This is a genomic window from Actinomycetospora sp. CA-101289, assembly GCF_050955895.1.
In the GTDB taxonomy this organism is placed as follows: Bacteria; Actinomycetota; Actinomycetes; order Mycobacteriales; family Pseudonocardiaceae; genus Actinomycetospora.
In genome coordinates this window covers 2,901,303-2,917,018 of sequence record NZ_CP192093.1, presented here as the reverse complement: position 1 = coordinate 2,917,018, position 15,716 = coordinate 2,901,303, and the positions used below count along the sequence as shown (strand labels likewise).

The 15,716-nt window shown below is 76.8% G+C and carries 15 protein-coding genes; all 15 read right to left on the bottom strand.

The features are described 5' to 3' along the window. Positions 1-4 precede the first annotated feature (4 nt). Positions 5-835, bottom strand: a complete 831-nt coding sequence (locus ACQPX6_RS14530; RefSeq protein ID WP_433788017.1) for an SWIM zinc finger family protein — start codon at positions 833-835, stop codon at positions 5-7. After that, the gene (locus tag ACQPX6_RS14525) at positions 825-3,884 is read right to left on the bottom strand and encodes a DEAD/DEAH box helicase (RefSeq protein WP_433788016.1); all 3,060 of its coding nucleotides are present in this window, start codon (positions 3,882-3,884) and stop codon (positions 825-827) included. Before ACQPX6_RS14525 ends, ACQPX6_RS14530 begins: the two co-directional genes overlap by 11 nt. A 5-nt stretch (positions 3,885-3,889) precedes the next feature. Continuing rightward, entirely contained in the window at positions 3,890-4,333 is a 444-nt protein-coding gene (locus ACQPX6_RS14520; protein ID WP_433788015.1) for a Rieske (2Fe-2S) protein, read from the bottom strand. 136 nt (positions 4,334-4,469) lie between these two features. Continuing rightward, the gene (locus ACQPX6_RS14515; RefSeq protein WP_433788014.1) at positions 4,470-5,204 is read right to left on the bottom strand and encodes an HAD family hydrolase; all 735 of its coding nucleotides are present in this window, start codon (positions 5,202-5,204) and stop codon (positions 4,470-4,472) included. Continuing rightward, positions 5,201-6,193 (bottom strand): quinone-dependent dihydroorotate dehydrogenase, encoded by a 993-nt coding sequence (locus tag ACQPX6_RS14510; protein WP_433788013.1) that lies wholly within the window; start codon positions 6,191-6,193, stop codon positions 5,201-5,203. The genes ACQPX6_RS14515 and ACQPX6_RS14510 overlap by 4 nt, the downstream gene beginning before the upstream one ends. Then, the gene (locus ACQPX6_RS14505) at positions 6,190-6,660 is read right to left on the bottom strand and encodes a PH domain-containing protein (protein WP_433788012.1); all 471 of its coding nucleotides are present in this window, start codon (positions 6,658-6,660) and stop codon (positions 6,190-6,192) included. Before ACQPX6_RS14505 ends, ACQPX6_RS14510 begins: the two co-directional genes overlap by 4 nt. After that, complete coding sequence (gene ribH / locus ACQPX6_RS14500; RefSeq protein WP_433788011.1) at positions 6,657-7,145, bottom strand: 6,7-dimethyl-8-ribityllumazine synthase; 489 nt, start codon at positions 7,143-7,145, stop codon at positions 6,657-6,659. The genes ACQPX6_RS14505 and ribH overlap by 4 nt, the downstream gene beginning before the upstream one ends. Next, positions 7,142-8,416 (bottom strand): bifunctional 3,4-dihydroxy-2-butanone-4-phosphate synthase/GTP cyclohydrolase II, encoded by a 1,275-nt coding sequence (locus tag ACQPX6_RS14495; RefSeq protein ID WP_433788010.1) that lies wholly within the window; start codon positions 8,414-8,416, stop codon positions 7,142-7,144. The genes ribH and ACQPX6_RS14495 overlap by 4 nt, the downstream gene beginning before the upstream one ends. A 5-nt stretch (positions 8,417-8,421) precedes the next feature. Continuing rightward, positions 8,422-9,027 carry a riboflavin synthase gene (locus ACQPX6_RS14490; protein WP_433788009.1) on the bottom strand — a complete coding sequence of 202 codons (606 nt, stop codon included), beginning with the start codon at positions 9,025-9,027 and terminating at the stop codon, positions 8,422-8,424. A 117-nt stretch (positions 9,028-9,144) separates the two neighbouring features. Beyond that, a complete protein-coding gene (gene rpe, locus ACQPX6_RS14485; protein WP_433788271.1) occupies positions 9,145-9,813 on the bottom strand; it encodes a ribulose-phosphate 3-epimerase in 669 nt (222 codons plus the stop codon). A gap of 50 nt (positions 9,814-9,863) precedes the next feature. Continuing rightward, positions 9,864-11,321 (bottom strand): RsmB/NOP family class I SAM-dependent RNA methyltransferase, encoded by a 1,458-nt coding sequence (locus ACQPX6_RS14480; RefSeq protein WP_433788008.1) that lies wholly within the window; start codon positions 11,319-11,321, stop codon positions 9,864-9,866. Between the two features lie 28 nt (positions 11,322-11,349). Beyond that, complete coding sequence (gene fmt, locus ACQPX6_RS14475) at positions 11,350-12,276, bottom strand: methionyl-tRNA formyltransferase (protein WP_433788007.1); 927 nt, start codon at positions 12,274-12,276, stop codon at positions 11,350-11,352. Between the two features lie 2 nt (positions 12,277-12,278). Continuing rightward, the gene (gene def / locus ACQPX6_RS14470) at positions 12,279-12,830 is read right to left on the bottom strand and encodes a peptide deformylase (RefSeq protein ID WP_433788006.1); all 552 of its coding nucleotides are present in this window, start codon (positions 12,828-12,830) and stop codon (positions 12,279-12,281) included. Between the two features lie 42 nt (positions 12,831-12,872). Continuing rightward, a complete protein-coding gene (locus ACQPX6_RS14465; protein WP_433788005.1) occupies positions 12,873-13,436 on the bottom strand; it encodes a TIGR03086 family metal-binding protein in 564 nt (187 codons plus the stop codon). Between the two features lie 61 nt (positions 13,437-13,497). Continuing rightward, positions 13,498-15,570, bottom strand: coding sequence for a primosomal protein N' (locus tag ACQPX6_RS14460; RefSeq protein ID WP_433788004.1), 2,073 nt, complete (start codon positions 15,568-15,570; stop codon positions 13,498-13,500). Positions 15,571-15,716 lie beyond the last annotated feature (146 nt).

Sequence of the window (15,716 nt, the reverse complement as noted above, 5' to 3'; positions counted from 1 at the left end):
CAACCTACTCCGGCCCCTCGGCGAGACGCCGGTAGAGCGGGCGGAGCACCTCGCGCACGTCGTCGTCGCCGACCGTCAGGGCGGGCAGCTCGTCGAGCAGGGCATCGGGTGGGGGCAGCGACCGGGCGGTCCGCTCGGGCGGCGCGGGAACCGGGACGCCGGCGCGGTGGAAGCGGTCGAGCAGGTCCTCCAGCGCGGTGGGGGTGCCCGCGCCCGCGTCGCGGCGGTCGCGCAGCGCGGCGAGCAGGGTGGCCCGGTCGCGGCCCCGCCAGCGCAGCAGCGCGAACGGGTCGGCGTCGAACTCCTCGGCGGCGAGGTAGGCGACGGCGGCCAGGTGCTTGCAGGGCACCGACCAGTCGGGGCACGAGCAGTCCATCGGCAGCTCGCCCGAGCCCTGCGGGAACAGGGAGAGCCCGACGCGGGCGAGGACGTCCTCGAGGTCGTCGGGCACCTCGCCGGCGAGCAGCGCCGCCGCGTACCAGGAGTCGGCGGCCAGCGCGTCGAGCACCGCCTCCCAGGCCTCGTCGGCGAAGGGCCGCAGGCCGAGGCGGGCACGGTAGGGCTCGTCGCGGCTGCCCTGGACGGTGGCGGTGATCGCGCCGGGCTCGATGGCGAGGTCGACGACCTGGCCCGCCCGGGCGTAGGTCTTGCCGCGGTCGAGGCGCCCGCCGACGCCGAGCGCGGTGAGCACGGCGAGGAAGCGGCCCGACCACCACGACTCGCCGATGGCGCCGCGGCGGCTGCGGGCGACGATGCCGTCCTCGACGGGCTTGCGCTTGCCGTACTCCTCGAAGCGCTCGGAGAACCGGGGGCCCGAGCGCGTCTCACGGACCATCGTCGTCCTCCTCCCCCGGGTCCTCGTCGGGCTCGTCGGGCTCGTCGGTGACGGCGTCGAGGCTGAGCACCTTCGCGAGCTCGTCGGTGGACAGGTCGCCCAGCCAGTCCTCCCCGTCGCGCACCGCGAGGTCGGCCAGCGCCCGCTTGCCCGCGATCAGGTCGTCGATGCGCTCCTCCAGCGTGCCCGCGCAGACGAGCTTGCGGACCCCGACCGTGCGCTTCTGCCCGATGCGGAAGGCGCGGTCGGTGGCCTGGTCCTCGACGGCGGGGTTCCACCAGCGGTCGAGGTGCACGACGTGCTGGGCGGCGGTGAGCGTGATCCCCGTGCCACCCGCACGCAGGGAGAGCAGGAACAGCGACGGGCCGTCACCGCTCTGGAACCGCTCGACCATCGTGTCGCGGGCGCGCCGGGACACTCCCCCGTGCAGCCACGCGACCTCGGTGTCGAAGCGGGCGGCGAGGTGCGGGGCGAGCATGTCGCCGAACGCCGCGAACTGGGTGAACAGCAGTGCCCGGTCCCCCGCCGCGAGGACCTCGGCGAGGATCTCCTCGAGCCGCGCGATCTTGCCCGAGCGCCGCCCCATCGGCGAGCCGTCGTGCAGCAGCAGGGCGGGGTGGTCGCAGACCTGCTTGAGCTTGGTCATCGCCGCGAGCACCCGACCGCGGCGCTCGATCCCCGGCTTGACGTCGTCGATCCTGTCGAGCACCTGGTCGACGACGACCCGGTACAGCGAGGCCTGCTCGGTGGTCAGCCCGCACCGCTCGACCGTCTCGATCTTCTCGGGGAGGTCGTCGACCACCGTCGGGTCGGTCTTGAGCCGGCGCAGCAGGAACGGGCGGATCCGCCGGCGCAGGTCCTCGGCGACGTCGGTGCGGCCGTGGCGCTCGACGGGGACGGCGTAGCGCTCGCGGAAGGCGGACGCGGTGCCGAGCAGGCCCGGGTTGACCGCGTCCATGATCGACCAGAGCTCGGCGAGCCGGTTCTCCACGGGCGTGCCGGTGAGCGCGAGCCGCTGCTCGGCGTCGAGGCGGCGGACGGCCTTCGCGCCGCGCGAGCGGTTGTTCTTGACCATCTGGGCCTCGTCGAGCACGACGCGGTGCCAGGCGAGCCGGCTCAGCGCGTCGCTGTCGCGCACGAGCGTGCCGTACGAGGTGACGACGAGGTCGGCGCCGGCCGCGGCCTCGGCGGGCTCGGTGCGCCCGGCGCCGTGGTGGACCGCGACGCGCAGGCCGGGGACGAAGCGCTCGGCCTCGCGGCGCCAGGTGGAGACCACCGAGGTCGGGCAGACGAGCAGGGTCGGGCCGGGCTGGTCGTGCTCGTCCTCCGCGGCGGCGTCGCCGCGCTCGTGGGCCTCCAGCGCCAGGACCTGCAGCGTCTTGCCCAACCCCATGTCGTCGGCGAGTACCCCGCCGAGCCCGAGGCGGGCGAGGAACGCGAGCCACGACAGCCCGCGCCGCTGGTAAGGGCGCAGGGTGGCGTGGACGCCGGGCGGGGTGTCGAGGGGCTCGAGCACGGCGCCGCCGGCGAGGAGGTCGCCCAGCGGGCCGTCGAGGCGCAGCGACTCCACGGGCAGCGGCGCGGGCACGTCGTCGGGGTGGGTGGTCGCGAGGTGCAGGACGTCGCCGACGTTCGGCCGGTCGCGCCGCTCGGCGAGGAACGCGAGGCCGTCGCGCAGGCGCTCGGGGTCGACGGCCACCCAGCGCCCGCGCAGGCGCACCAGCGGCGCCTTGGCGCGCACGAGGGCGTCCATCTCGTCGTCGGAGAGGGTCTCGCCGTCGACGACCAGGCGCCAGGCGAAGTCGACGAGGTCGTCCTTGCGCAGGCGTGCGCCGGTCTTGACGACGCCCTCGGGGCCCTCGGCGTGGCCCGCGCCGGCGAGCCCGAGGCGGGCGGGTCCGGCGCGCCAGCCCGCGGGCAGCAGGACACCGAATCCGGCGCGGTCGAGGTCGGCGGCGACGTGGGCGAGGAAGTGGTGGGCGCCGGCGAGGTCGAGGTCCATGCCCGACGGCCGCGGGACGCGCAGGGCCTCGGCGATCTCGGGGTAGACGCGGGCGGCGCGGCCGAGCTCGCCGAGCAGGAGCTCGGCGGGGTCGTCGAGCCAGCGGCGCAGCGCGGTGGGGTCGCGCCACACGGTCTCGGCGTCGACGGTGAGGCTGGGGTCCTGGGCCGACTGCACGGCGAACGTCAGCCGGAACACCGGCTCGGGGTCGTCGAGGGCGTGCAGCATGTCGTCGACGACCACCTCGTCGAGCCGGAACGACGCCCGCGCCGGGCCAGCGTGGGGGGCGCCGACGACGGCCCAGCGGCGCAGCCCGGCGACCAGCGCGGCGGGCGGGGGCGCCGGGTCGAGGACGGGCTCGTGGGTCAGCGCCTGCACCCAGTCCGGGGCCGCGGCGAGCTCCGGCGCGCCGGTCAGGCGGGCGCGCGCGTGGGCGTCGACCGCCGCGGCCAGCGCGGCCTCGACGACCTCCGCGGCGCTCGGGAGGTCCTCGCCCGGGACCCGCTCGCACCGGCACACGGGCGGCAGGGCGGCGGCGAGGGTGTCGGCCGCGACGAGGTCGGGGCCCTGGAGCACCGGGCGCCAGACCAGGCCGTCGTCCTCCGGGCTCGGCAGGACGCGCCCGCGGGTGACGAGGTCCGCGGCCAGCGCGTCGACCGCGCGCAGGGCGTGGACCGACGCGCTGACGGACGCGCTCGCCGTCGCGCCGGTCGGCGGGGCGGGCGGGGCCGCGCCGGGGGCGAGCTCGAGGACGGGGACGCTCCAGTCGGCGAGGACCGGGGCGCCGCCCGCGGGCCCGTGCTCGTCGCGGGCGAGGGCGTCGGAGTCGCGCGGCGCGTCGGGGTCCGAGGGCAGGGCGAGCACCGCGACGCCCGCCGTGGCCGTCGGGCTGTCCCAGGCCGCGGTGAGCCGGTCAGCGGGTACGGCGAACGGGTGCGGGCGCGCGCCGCGGCGGGCGCGGCTGGTGCTGCGCACCGGCAGCTCCGGATCCTCGGCCCAGAGGCAGACGCCGCGACCCGGCGACCACAGGGCGTGCAGAGCGAGCACGCTGCTCAGGTCACCTGCACCACGCCGTCGACGACGCGCGCGGGCACCTCGACGAGTCCGGTGTCGGCAGGGCCCTTGCGCACCGCGCCGGTGGCGGCGTCGAACTGGCTGAAGTGGTTCGGGCAGGTGATGACGCCGGCCTGGGGCGGGTCGACCGTGGTGCCCTGGTGCGGGCACGAGGCGTCGAACGCCTTGACGGTGCCGGCCGTGGGCTGGACGACGAGGATCGGGCGCTCGCCGACCGTGAGGATGGTGCCGCCGCCGACCGGGACCTGCGCGAGCGGGACGCCGCTGCCGCCGCCGGGAGCGGGCGGGGCGGCCGTGGTGGTCGGCGCGCCCGGCTGGAACTCGCCGGGCGAGGAGCACGCCGCGAGCGCGGCCGGGGCCGCGAGGGCGGCGGCGAGCCCGCAGAGGACCGTGCGCCGGTTGGGCCCGGTGGTGGTGGACACCGACACCTCCGTGATCGTGGTGGCGTGATCGTGATCGTCGTCGGACGCCCCAGTCTGCCCCGCACCCCCGTCACCGCCGGGTGAGGGTACGTGCGTGATCTTCTGAGCCATAGCTCAGAAGATCACGCACATGGGGTCAGGGCGAAGGCTCGTCGGGGAGGGCGAGGAGGCCCTCGACGACGTCTTCGAGGGCGGGCGCGCTGACGTGCGGGCGGGCGACGGCGTCCGGGATGCGGCCCTCGAGGCGCTCGCAGAACCCGCCCACCAGGCCCGCGGACACCGCGCCGTGGACGTCCCAGGAGTGCACGGCGACCAGTGCGGTCCGGGCGGGCGCGGTCGCGATCCGCTCGCACGCCCAGTGGTAGACCCGCGCCGGCGGCTTGAACATCTTCAGCTCCGCGCAGGACACCACGTCGTCGAACAGGTCGCGCACCCCGCCCGCCTCGAGCGCCGCGCCCGCGACCTCCGCCGAGCCGTGCGTGAACCCGTACGCCGGGACGCCCGCCTCGCGCAGGCGGCGCAGGGCCGGCGCGACGTCGGGGTGCACCGGCAGGTCCCGGAAGCCGTCGAGCACCGAGGCCACCTGGTCGTCGGTGAGCTCGCGCCCGCTGGTGCGCCGCAGCATGTCGGCGGCGACGGTGGCGAACGGCGGGGCCTCGCCCGCGAGCGTCATCGCCATGCCCTGGTGCAGCAGGCGCGCGAAGAACAGCTCCAGCTCGTGGCCCGGGCGCCCGAGCGCGGTGAACCGCGGGCGCAGGCCCTCGAGCTGCAGGCAGGTCTCGAAGAGGTCGAACAGGACGACCTGGGGGCGGCGGGCCGGGGCAGGGGCACGCAGCGGAGCGGAGCTGCCCCCCACGGACGAGTCGGTCACAGGGCGTCCAGTACCCGCCGGGGCCACGCCGGCCCGCCGTAGACGAAGCCCGTGTACGCCTGCACCAGCGTCGCGCCGGCGTCCAGGCGCGCCCGGGCCTCGGCGGCGGAGTTGATGCCACCGACCGAGACGAGGGTCAGGCGGTCGGACACCCGGTCCCGCAGCCGCGCCAGCACCGCCCGCGCGGGCTCCACCAGCGGGGCGCCCGAGAGCCCGCCGGCGCCGGCCGCGCTGACGACGTCCTCGGCCGAGCTGAGCCCGGAGCGGGCGACGGTGGTGTTGGTGGCGACGATCCCGTCCAGGCCCTGCGCCAGCGCCAGGTCGGCCACGGCGTCGACGCCGTCGCCGCCGAGGTCCGCGGTGATCTTCACCAGCAGCGGGGTCGCGCCGACCTCCTCGCGCACGGCGGCGAGCAGCGGCTCCAGCGCGTCGACGCCCTGCAGCTCGCGCAGGCCCGGGGTGTTGGGCGAGCTGACGTTGACCACGACGTAGTCGGCGTACGGGCCGAGCACCCGCGCGGAGTACCGGTAGTCGGCGACGGCGTCGGCCGCGGCCTTCGACTTCCCGATGTTGACCCCGAGGACCGTCCCCGCGCCCGGCCCGGAGCGCACCGCGGCGAGCCGGGCGGCGACGACGTCCGCGCCGGCGTTGTTGAAGCCCATGCGGTTGACCAGCGCCCGGTCGACGGGCAGCCGGAACAGCCGCGGTCGCGGGTTGCCGGGCTGCGGGCGCGCGGTCACCGTGCCGACCTCGACCGCCCCGAAGCCCAGCCGCGCCAGCGCGCGCACGCCCTCGGCGTCCTTGTCGTAGCCGGCGGCGACGCCGAGCGGGTTCGCGAAGCGCAGGCCCATCGCGTCGACGGGCGTCCCGAGGGACCGCCCGGGCAGCAGCGGCGTGGCCGCCCGCAGCGCCGTGACCCCCACCCGATGGGTGAGTTCGGCGGGCACCCGCGTCGCGACGTGGCGGAAGAGCAGGTCGTAGGCGCTCATGCGTCCTGGTGGTAGCGCGCGTGCAGCCGGCGCAGCGCCGTCACTCCGCGCGCGGCGTGCCCGCGGTCGACGGCCTGCAGCGCCGCGATCGTGAGGTACTCGTCGTCGGGCAGGTCGAGGCGGGCGAACTGCACGCCGTCGGGGAAGCTCACCGCGAGCACCTCCGACCACGGCACGCGGCGGGTGAGGAGGGTCGCGCGGACCTCCACCCCGCCGGGCCCGGCCCGCAGCCGCGGCCGGGTGAACAGCAGCGCGCAGCCGGCGAGGATCGTGCCGAGCACGACCATCGCGATCTGGTCGGCCGGGCGGAAGTTGAAGCCCGACGACTCGACGAACACCAGCAGCGCGCCGGCCCCGAAGAACGCGAAGAGGAACACGGCGAGCACCCAGGCCACCCAGCGGATGCGCTTGGGGCGGATCTCGAGCTCGATCTCGCCGAGGTCGACGGTCTGCTGGGGCGCGGTCACGACAGGAGCACCCCGCTCGCGAGCCCCCGCAGCGTCAGCGCCGCGTCCAGCGCCGCCACCGTCGCCTCGAAGCCCTTGTCCTCGGCTGAGGTCGGGGTGCCGGCGCGGTCCCACGCCTGCTGCTCGTCGTTGACGGTCAGCACCCCGTTGCCCACCGGCGTGCGGGCATCGAGGCCCACCCTCAGCAGCCCGGCGGTCACCGCGTCGCAGACGTACTCGAAGTGCGGGGTCCCGCCGCGGATGACGACGCCGAGCCCCACGACGGCGTCGTGGGCGTCGGCGAGGCCCTGGCACACCACCGGCAGCTCCATGGCGCCGGCGACGCGCACGACGGTGGGCCCGTGCACCCCGGCCGTGGCCGCCGCGTCGAGGGCCCGCTCGAGCAGCACGTCCGTGATGGCCGCGTTCCACCGCGTCACGGCGACGCCCAGGCGCAGCCCCGTCGCGTCCGGGACCGCCGGCTCCGGGCGGCCCTCGCCGCTCATCCGCGCGTCCCGCCGACCGCCGGGTCGGGCTGCGCGACCACGGCGTCGTCCTCGGCGTCGAGGCCCTCGAGGTCGTGGCCCATGCGGTCGCGCTTGGTGCGCAGGTAGCGCAGGTTCTCGGGCGTCGCGCGCGACGGCAGCGCCACGCGGCCGAGGATCTGCAGGCCGTAGCCCTCGAGGCCCGCGCGCTTCTCGGGGTTGTTGGTGAGCAGGCGCATCGACTTGATGCCGAGGTCGGCGAGGATCTGGGCGCCGGTGCCGTAGTCACGGGCGTCGGCGGGCATGCCGAGCGCGAGGTTGGCGTCCACGGTGTCCGCCCCGGCGTCCTGCAGCTGGTAGGCCTGCAGCTTGTGGATCAGCCCGATCCCCCGGCCCTCGTGGCCGCGCACGTAGAGCACGACCCCGCGGCCCTCGGCCACGACGGCGGCCATCGCGGCGTCGAGCTGCGGGCCGCAGTCGCAGCGCCGGGAGCGCAGCACGTCGCCGGTGAGGCACTCGGAGTGCACGCGCACCAGCACGTCCTCGCCGTCGCCGATCTCGCCGTGCACGAGCGCGACGTGCTCGATGCCGTCGAGCAGCGAGTCGTAGCCGTAGGCGACGAACGTGCCGTGGTCGGTGGGGATGTTGGCGTGGGCGACCTGGACGACCTGCTTCTCCGAGCGCCGCCGGTACGCGATGAGGTCCTTGATGGTGATCAGGGAGAGCTCGTGCTCGTCGGCGAAGACGCGCAGCTCCTCGAACCGCGCCATGTCGCCGTCGTCCTTCTGCGACACGATCTCGCAGATCGCGCCGGCGGGCTGCAGCCCGGCGAGGCGGGCGAGGTCCACCGCGGCCTCGGTGTGCCCGGGGCGGCGCAGCACGCCGCCGTCGCGGGCCCGCAGCGGCACGACGTGCCCGGGGCGCGCGAGGTCGGTCGGCGCCGACGACGGGTCGGCCAGCACCTGGATGGTGTGCGCGCGATCGGTGCCCGAGATGCCGGTGCCGATGCCCTCGCGCGCGTCCACCGACACCGTGTACGCGGTGCCGTGCCGGTCCTGGTTGATCGAGTGCGCGGGCGGCAGGTCGAGACGGTCGCAGGCCTCGCCGGTGAGCGGGACGCAGATGTAGCCCGAGGTGTAGCGCACCATGAACGACACGAGCTCCGGCGTGGCGCACTCGGCGGCGAAGACGAGGTCGCCCTCGTTCTCCCGGTCCTCGTCGTCGACGACGACCACGGCCTTGCCGGCCGCGATGTCGGCGATCGCCCGCTCGATGTGCTCGAACCCGTCCACGTCCCCTACTTCCCCGACCCGGCGTGTGCTCCCATGAGCCGTTCCACGTACTTGGCGACCACGTCCACCTCGAGGTTCACCGTGGAGCCGACCTCCCGCTCCCCCAGCGTCGTCTCGCGCAGGGTGGTCGGGATCAGCCCGACGGCGAAGGTCTCGTCGTCGACCTCGGTGACCGTGAGGCTGACGCCGTCCACGGCGATCGAGCCCTTCTCCACCACGTAGCGGGTGAGCCCGTCCGTGACCCGGAACCGCACCGTCGTCCACTGCTCGTGCTCGGTGCGCTCGACCACCGTGCCGGTGCCGTCGACGTGGCCCTGCACGATGTGCCCGCCGAGCCGCGCCCCGGCCTCGACGGCCCTCTCGAGGTTGACCCGGCTGCCGCCGGTGGCGCCCGCCAGGCTGGAGCGGCGCAGCGTCTCGCCCATCACGTCGACGCCGAACTCGCCGTCGCCGGGATCGACCACCGTGAGGCACACGCCGTTCACCGCGATCGAGTCGCCGGGGCGCGCGTCGGAGGTGACCAGCGGCCCGCGCACGCGCAACCGCGCGGCGTCCTCCTGCGCGACGACGTCGACGATCTCGCCGACCTCCTCGACGATCCCCGTGAACACCCGCGTTCCTCTCGTCGTCCCGGCCGCTCCCACTACAGCACCGGGTCCGCCCGCCATCATCCTCACGACGCCGCCACCCGGCATCACCACCGCGGTGACGCCGCTCTCACCGCCCGCTCACCCGCGTCCGAGGTGCGCCGACATCGCCGCGGCCTGCTCGCGCAGCGCCTCGACGGCCCGCTCCGGGTCGTCGGCGCCGTAGATCGCGGAGCCCGCGACGAAGCAGTCGACGCCGGCCTCGGCGGCCGCCTCGATGGTGTCGGCGCTGATGCCGCCGTCGATCTCGACGAGGACGCGCAGGTGCCCGGTGTCGACCAGCCGGCGCGCGGTGCGCACCTTGTCCAGCACCTCGGGCATGAAGCTCTGCCCGCCGAAGCCGGGCTCGACGCTCATGACGAGCAGCGTGTCGAAGTCGCGCAGGACCTCGAGCCAGTCCTCCAGCGGGGTGCCCGGCTTGATCGAGAGCCCGGCCAGCGCGCCCGCCGCGCGGATGTCGCGGGCGCAGCCGCGCGGGTCGCGCGCCGCCTCGGCGTGCACGGTGACGTTGCGGGAGCCCGCCTCGGCGTAGCCCGGGGCCCAGCGGTCCGGATCGTTGATCATGAGGTGGCAGTCGAGCGGGATCGACGTCGCCCGCTCCAGCGCCTGCACCACCGGGAGCCCGAGGGTGAGGTTCGGGACGAAGTGCCCGTCCATGACGTCGACGTGCAGCCAGTCGGCGCCGGGGACGGCCTCGGCCTCCTCGGCCAGGCGCGCGAAGTCGGCGGACAGGATGCTCGGTGCGATCATCGGGGGACGCGCCACACGCCGGAGGGTAGTGGTCCCGCCGGCGTCGCCCGTCACACCCGGCGCAGCACCGCCGCGTACATCGCGTCCGTGCCGTGGCGGTGGGGCCAGAGCTGGACGCCGGGGCCGTCGTGGGCGGCGGTGTCGGGCACCTCCGGGAGCAGGGCCACGGTGTCGAGCACCTCGGCCCCCGTCTCCGCGGCGACGGCCGCCACGACCGCCGTGGTCTCGTCGGGGTGCGGCGAGCAGGTCGCGTAGGTGACGATCCCGCCGGGCCGGGCGCGTTCGAGGCCTGCGCGCAGCAGCGAGCGCTGCAGCTCCGCGAGCTGCTCGACGTCGGCGGCCTCGCGCCGCCAGCGGGCCTCGGGGCGCCGGCGCAGGGCGCCGAGCCCGGTGCACGGCGCGTCGACGAGCACGCGGTCGTAGGCCTCCTCGGGCAGCACGACCTCGCGGGCGTCGCCGGTGTGCACGCGGACCGGCAGGCCCTCGGTGGCCTTCGCGACGAGCCCGGAGCGGTGCGGGGCACGGTCGACGGCGTCGAGGGTCGCGCCCTCGATCGCCCCCAGCGCCCCGAGCATCACGGCCTTGCCGCCGGGGCCGGCGCACAGGTCGAGCCAGCGGTCGTCGCGGCCCTCGACGGGCGCCCGCGCCGCGACCAGCGCCACCAGCTGGCTGCCCTCGTCCTGCACGACGGCCAGGCCCTCGCGCACCGGCGGCAGCTCGCCCGGGTCGCCGCCCTCGGTGAGCAGCACGCCGTAGGGCGAGTAGGGCGACGGGTCGCCACCCGTGATCGCGGCGAGCTCTTCGGCGGAGATCTCCCCGGGCCGGGCGGCGAGGTGCACGGCCGGGCGGGCGTCGTCGGCGGCGAGCGCGGCCGCCAGCTCCTCGTCCCCGCCCAGGGCGCGGACGAACACCTCGGCGATCCATCGCGGGTGGGCGTGGGCCAGGGCGAGCCGGCCCAGCTCGTCGGCCGGCGCGAGGCGCTCCACCCACGCGGCCTCGTCGCGCTCCGCGACCCGGCGCAGCACCGCGTTGACGAACCCCGTCGGGCGCGACCCCGCGCGGGACCGGACCAGCTCGACGGCGGCGCCGACCGCGGCGTGCGGGGGGATGCGGGTGCGCAGCAGCTGCTGGGCCCCGAGGCGCATGACGTCGAGCACGACGCCGTCGAGGTCGGCGAGCGGGCGGTCGCAGCAGGCGGCGAGCACGGTGTCGAGCAGCCCCTGCGCGCGGCAGGCGCCGTAGGCGAGCTCCGTGGCCAGGGCCGCGTCGCGCCCGGAGATCCGGCGCTCGCGCAACAGGCCGGGCAGCACGAGGTTGGCGTACGCGTCGTCCTGGCGGACCGCGCGCAGCACGTCGAGGGCGGCCTCGCGCGCCGGGTCACCCGAGGGTGGGCGGTCGGGTCCCTGGCGGCCGCGCGGCGGGCCGGAGCGGCGGCGCTGGTCGTCCGGGCGGCGACGTGGGCCGCGGCCGGAGCGGTGTCCCCCGGGCGGGACGGAGCTGTCGGTCATCGGTACCCCGTCGCTCCGCTCGCCCCGCTCACGCGAACCGCTCCCCCGACTCGGGACGGACCCCACGGGCCCAGTCGACGGCCGGCATCGGCTTCTTGCCGCCGGGCTGGACCTCGCCCAGCGCCACGGTCGCGGTGGCCGTGCCGACGAGCACGCGGGTGCGCTCGACGCGGATCGCGCCCGGGTCGAGGTCCGGATCGCCGGTGGTCAGCACGGGGCCGATCTTGAGGCGGGCGTCGCGGAAGGTCGTCCAGGCCCCGGGCGCGGGCGTCACCGCCCGGATGCCGCGGTCGACCGCGGGCGCCGGGTGCGTCCAGGTGACGCGCGCGTCGTCCACGGTGACCTTCGGGGCGTACGAGACGCCGTCGGCGGGCTGGGCGACCGGGACGAGCTCGCCGTCGGCGATCCCGTCGAGGGTCCGCTCCAGCAGCGTCGCGCCGGACGTCGCCAGGCGCTCGAGCAGCGTCCCCGCCGTGTCGTGACGGCCGATCTCCTCGGTGACCGTGCCGAAGACCGGCCCGGTGTCCATGCCCTCCTCCAGGAGGAACGTGCTGGCGCCGGTGACCTCGTCGCCCGCGCGGATCGCGGCCTGCACCGGCGCGGCCCCGCGCCAGGCCGGCAGCAGGGAGAAGTGCAGGTTGACCCACCCCTGCACGGGGACGTCGAGGGCCTCGCGGCGCAGCAGGTTGCCGTACGCGACCACCGGGCAGCAGTCGGGCGCGAGCTCGCGCAGCGCGTCGAGGAAGGCCGGTTCGGACGCCTTGGTCGGGCTGAGCACCGGGACGCCGGCCTCGTCGGCGGCCGCGCCGACGGGGCTGCGCTGCGGGCGCTTCGAGCGCCCCACCGGGGCGTCCGGGCGGGTGACGACGGCGACCACCTCGTGCCGCTCGCTGGCGAGCAGGCGCCGCAGGGACGGCAGGGCGGGCTCGGGGGTGCCCGCGAAGACGACGCGCACGTCTACAGCGCCCGCCCGAACAGCGGGTGCGGGCTCTGCTTCACCGTGGGCGGGGCGGCCGGGTCGAACCAGGACGCCTGCCGGATGGCCTTCATGGCCTCGCGGCGGGTCTCGGCGTCGAGCTTGTCGAGGAACAGCACGCCGTCGAGGTGGTCGGTCTCGTGCTGGATGGCCCGGGCCACCAGCGCCGTGCCCTCCACCGACTGCGGCTCGCCGTGCAGGTCCCACCCGGTGGCGACGACGTGCTCGAAGCGTCGGCAGTCGAACCGCAGGCCCGGGATGGACAGGCAGCCCTCGGGACCGAACTGCTCGGTGTCGTCGACGGCGTTCCAGGTCGGGTTGACCATGTGGCCCTCGACGCCGTCGGCGCGGAAGACGAACACCCGCAGGCCGACGCCGATCTGGGGCGCGGCGAGCCCGGCACCGCCCTGGTCGCGCATGGTCTCGTGCAGGTCGGCGACGAGGGTGGCCAGCTCGCGGTCGAAGTCGACCACGGGCTCGGCCTTCGTCCGCAGGACGGGGTCGCCGAACAGGCGCAACGGCTGGACGGTCATCGGTCCTCTCTCGGGGTACAGCCGTCCAGCGTAGTCGTTCCGTCAGGGCTTCCAGTCGGGGTCGCGACCGATGAACCCGAGCAGTCGGGTCTGCGCGTCGGCGTCGTCGGGCACCGGCACCCGCGGCCCGTACTGACCCGAGCCGCGCATGAGGTCCTCCATGGGCTCCATGCCCTCGACCATCGCGGCGCAGACCTCGGGGTCGAGGCGGTCGTCCTGGCCGGTGGCGCGGGCCAGGTCCCACGTGTGCATGAAGACGTCGGAGATGTAGATCATGTCCGCCGCCCCGGCGACGGTCATCGCGCCGATGTGGGGGTTCTCGATCGCCTGCCCGGCGCTCGCCGGGTCGTCGAGCAGCGCCTGGACGACCGCGGTCTGGTGCTCCCAGGCCCCGACCGGGTCGTCCTGGGCCGTCGGCCCCGCGGGCAGCGTGACGCCGGACCCGGCGAGGAAGCCGGGGAACCACGTCGTGAGGTGGTCGACGACGTCGCGCGCCGTCCAGCCCTCGACGGGCGCCGGCACGTCCCAGTCCGTCGTGCCCCGCACCCGCTCGGTGAACGTCGCCGCGACGCGGCGGTGGCGATCGGCGGTGGTCTCCTCGGTCATCTCGTCCTCCTCGGTGTTCAACCTCTAGGTTGATTACCTTGGCAGGGCGGGGCGGGCGTGTCTACAGCGGGTCGAGGGGATCGAGCAGCACGCGCACCGGTTCGCGCTCCTTGCGGGCCGAGCGCACCGCCTGGGCGGCGTGCAGCTCGCGGGCCAGCGCGCGGCCCTCGGCGCGCGGCACCCGGGCCAGGCAGCGCTCGGCGCCCTCGGTGCGCTCGTCGGCGCCGGGCAGGCGGGTACCCGGCGGCAGCTCGACCGGCCCGAGGACCTCGACGGTGTCGGGCAGGGCCGCCAGCAGGTCGGCGACGGCGGCGGGCGGGCCGTCGAGCGCGGCCAGGCGCACGGCCGGGGGCAGCGCGAGCTCCTCGCGGGCGGCGAGCTCGGTGGCGGCGTGGCCGGCGGGGTCCCAGCGCACGAGGGCCTGCACCGCCGCGTTCGACGAGTCGGCGACGACCACCACGCGCCCGCCCGCCGGCGCCGGGCGCACGAGCGCGGCGGCGGCGAACCAGCGGCGCAGCGTCTCCTCCCCCGCCCGCAGCTCGGGCCGGGCGAGCAGCACCGCGCCGTCGAGCAGCAGGGCCGCGCCGTAGCCGTCCTCGGCCACCGGCTCGGCGCCGGGCGTCGCCACGACCAGGGCCGGGGCGGCGGGCACGGTGTCGAGCACCGGGGCGCCGCCGCCCGAGCTGCGCACGACGATCTGCGGGAAGGCCCGGCCCAGCTCCTCGGCCGTGCGCTCCGACCCGACCGCCAGCGCCCGGAGCTGCGGCGACCCGCACGCCCCGCAGCGGTACGCGGCGTCGGGGTGCCCGCACCAGCGGCAGGTGGGCAAGGCGTCGTGCCCGGTCGCGCGCAGGGCCAGGGGGCCGGCGCAGCGGCGGCACCGAGCGGGCTCGCGGCAGCGCGCGCACGCGACGGCGGGCAGGTAGCCGCGGCGCGGGACCTGCACGAGCACCGGGGCGCCGGCGCCGAGCGCGGCACGCGCGGCCTCGAAGGCCACCGAGGGCATGCGCGCCGCCCGGGCGGCGGGGTCGCGGAGCAGCTGGCGGTCGTCCTCGCCGATCGCGGTGACGCGGGGCCCGCGCTCGCGCACCGTCGCCCGGTCGGCGACGACGTCGTGCGCCCAGCCGCTGGCGACGAGCAGGGCCGCCTCGGCGGTGCGGGCGAACCCGGCCACGAGCAGCGCGGCGCCGTCGCGGTGCGCGCGGGTCATGGCCACGTCGCGGGCGTGGGGGTAGGGCGCGCGGGGCTCGGCGAGGGAGTCGTCGCCGTCGTCCCACACCGCGACGAGCCCGGGGTCGGCCACCGGGGCGAAGGCGGCGGCGCGGGTGCCGACGACGATGCGCACGTGCCCGCGGGCGACCGCGAGCCAGCGGCGGTAGCGCTCAGCGGGGCCGAGGTCGGCGGCGAGGGCGACGACGGCGTCCGCGCCCGCGACCGCCTCGCAGGCGGCCTGGACGCGGTCGAGGTCGCGGCGGTCGGGCACCACGAGCACGGCGCCGCGCCCGGCGGCGGCCGTGGTGGCGGCGGCCTCAGCGAGGCGGGTGGGCCAGTCCTCGCCGGGCAGGGCCTGCCAGACGGCGTGCGCGCCCCGGCCGGCGGCGAGGGCCTCGAGCAGGGCGGGGCCACGCGGGTAGGCGGCCCAGCCGGTGGTCTCCGGGGCGGTGGCCGGCGGGCGGTCGCGGGGCGTCTCGGCCTCGACGCGGGCGTGGCGCGGGGGCACCGCGAGGCGCAGGACGTCGGCGAGCGTGCCGGCGTAACGGTCGGCCACGGCGCGGCAGAGGCCCGCGAGCTCCGGGCCGAGCACCGGTTCCGGGGACACGACCTTCTCGAGCCAGCCCAGGCGTCCGGTGTGCTCGCTGGTCTCCTCGCGGGCGAGCACGAAGCCGTCGACCGTGCGGCCGGCGAAGCGCACGCGGACCCGGGCGCCGGGGACGGCGTCGCCGGCCAGCTGCTCGGGGACCTGGTAGTCGAAGGGGCGGTCGAGGTGCGCGAGGTTGACGTCGACGGCCACCCGGGCGATGGGGCGCTCGGCGGCGGGGAGGCGTTCGTTGCGGTGGGGCTTCTTCGGGGCCGGCTTCGGCTCGGGGGCGGCGGGCGCCGCGAACAGCGCCTCCCCCGCCTCGCCCGCCCTCACGGCGCCCGGTCTACCAGAGGACCCCGACCAGCTCCGGCCACCGTGGTGATCGTGGGGGCTTTGCTGGCGTTGAACGCCAGCGTGGCCCCCACGCTGGCACACCCCGCACGCACGACGGCCCGGTCACCTCGGGGTTCGAGGTGGCC

What these genes read in the sequence shown, in the direction of transcription:
- ACQPX6_RS14530 (WP_433788017.1), bottom strand. Translation starts at nt 835, where the DNA reads ATGGTCCGTGAGACGCGCTCGGGCCCCCGGTTCTCCGAGCGCTTCGAG.
- ACQPX6_RS14510 (WP_433788013.1), bottom strand. Translation starts at nt 6,193, where the DNA reads ATGAGCGCCTACGACCTGCTCTTCCGCCACGTCGCGACGCGGGTGCCC.
- ribH (WP_433788011.1), bottom strand. Translation starts at nt 7,145, where the DNA reads ATGAGCGGCGAGGGCCGCCCGGAGCCGGCGGTCCCGGACGCGACGGGG.
- rpe (WP_433788271.1), bottom strand. Translation starts at nt 9,813, where the DNA reads ATGATCGCACCGAGCATCCTGTCCGCCGACTTCGCGCGCCTGGCCGAG.
- ACQPX6_RS14480 (WP_433788008.1), bottom strand. Translation starts at nt 11,321, where the DNA reads ATGACCGACAGCTCCGTCCCGCCCGGGGGACACCGCTCCGGCCGCGGC.
- def (WP_433788006.1), bottom strand. Translation starts at nt 12,830, where the DNA reads ATGACCGTCCAGCCGTTGCGCCTGTTCGGCGACCCCGTCCTGCGGACG.
- ACQPX6_RS14465 (WP_433788005.1), bottom strand. Translation starts at nt 13,436, where the DNA reads ATGACCGAGGAGACCACCGCCGATCGCCACCGCCGCGTCGCGGCGACG.